Raw genomic sequence first — 1727 nt, forward strand, 5'->3', positions numbered from 1 at the left:
CTCCATGCAAAAGCAAGCTGTTTGAGAGTTTGAGCTCTCAAAACTGAGCAACGAGTGAGTAAGTTTTGCAGCTAAGCTGCGTATTTGAATGTTTCCACTCGGGAAACGATTCTCCATAGAAAGGAGGTGATCCAGCCGCACCTTCCGATACGGCTACCTTGTTACGACTTCACCCCAATCATCTATCCCACCTTCGGCGGCTGGCTCCTTGCGGTTACCCCACCGACTTCGGGTGTTATAAACTCTCGTGGTGTGACGGGCGGTGTGTACAAGACCCGGGAACGTATTCACCGCGGCATGCTGATCCGCGATTACTAGCAATTCCGACTTCATGCAGGCGAGTTGCAGCCTGCAATCCGAACTGAGACCGGCTTTTTAGGATTCGTTCCACCTCGCGGTTTCACTGCCCGTTGTACCGGCCATTGTAGTACGTGTGTAGCCCAGGTCATAAGGGGCATGATGATTTGACGTCATCCCCACCTTCCTCCGGTTTGTCACCGGCAGTCACCTTAGAGTGCCCACCCGAAGTGCTGGCAACTAAGATCAAGGGTTGCGCTCGTTGCGGGACTTAACCCAACATCTCACGACACGAGCTGACGACAACCATGCACCACCTGTCTCCTCTGTCCCGAAGGAAAGGTACATCTCTGTACCGGTCAGAGGGATGTCAAGACCTGGTAAGGTTCTTCGCGTTGCTTCGAATTAAACCACATACTCCACTGCTTGTGCGGGTCCCCGTCAATTCCTTTGAGTTTCAGTCTTGCGACCGTACTCCCCAGGCGGAGTGCTTAATGTGTTAACTTCGGCACCAAGGGTATCGAAACCCCTAACACCTAGCACTCATCGTTTACGGCGTGGACTACCAGGGTATCTAATCCTGTTTGCTCCCCACGCTTTCGCGCCTCAGCGTCAGTTACAGCCCAGAGAGTCGCCTTCGCCACTGGTGTTCCTCCACATATCTACGCATTTCACCGCTACACGTGGAATTCCACTCTCCTCTTCTGCACTCAAGTCACCCAGTTTCCAGTGCGATCCGGGGTTGAGCCCCGGGATTAAACACCAGACTTAAATGACCGCCTGCGCGCGCTTTACGCCCAATAATTCCGGACAACGCTTGCCCCCTACGTATTACCGCGGCTGCTGGCACGTAGTTAGCCGGGGCTTTCTTCTCAGGTACCGTCACCTTGAGAGCAGTTACTCTCCCAAGCGTTCTTCCCTGGCAACAGAGCTTTACGATCCGAAAACCTTCATCACTCACGCGGCATTGCTCCGTCAGGCTTTCGCCCATTGCGGAAGATTCCCTACTGCTGCCTCCCGTAGGAGTCTGGGCCGTGTCTCAGTCCCAGTGTGGCCGATCACCCTCTCAGGTCGGCTACGCATCGTCGCCTTGGTGAGCCGTTACCCCACCAACTAGCTAATGCGCCGCAGGCCCATCCCCAAGTGACAGATTGCTCCGTCTTTCCAGTTTCCTTCAGGAGAAGAAAACAACTATTCGGTATTAGCTACCGTTTCCGGTAGTTGTCCCAAACTTGAGGGCAGGTTGCCTACGTGTTACTCACCCGTCCGCCGCTAACCATCGGAGAAGCAAGCTTCTCTTCAAGTCCGCTCGACTTGCATGTATTAGGCATGCCGCCAGCGTTCGTCCTGAGCCAGGATCAAACTCTCCAATAAAGTATTGAAAAGAGCGATATGCTCATTTTGAAACTGACGAGATTAAAAATCTCATT

Annotated in this window: 1 rRNA gene; it reads right to left on the bottom strand. The window is 53.4% G+C overall.

Features of this window, described 5'->3' with window-relative positions:
- Positions 1-119: 119 nt before the first annotated feature.
- Positions 120-1671: ribosomal RNA gene (locus P364_RS0131325) — 16S ribosomal RNA — on the bottom strand.
- Positions 1672-1727 lie beyond the last annotated feature (56 nt).

It is taken from the genome of Paenibacillus sp. MAEPY2 (genome assembly GCF_000499205.1).
GTDB lineage: Bacteria > Bacillota > Bacilli > Paenibacillales > Paenibacillaceae > Paenibacillus > Paenibacillus vandeheii.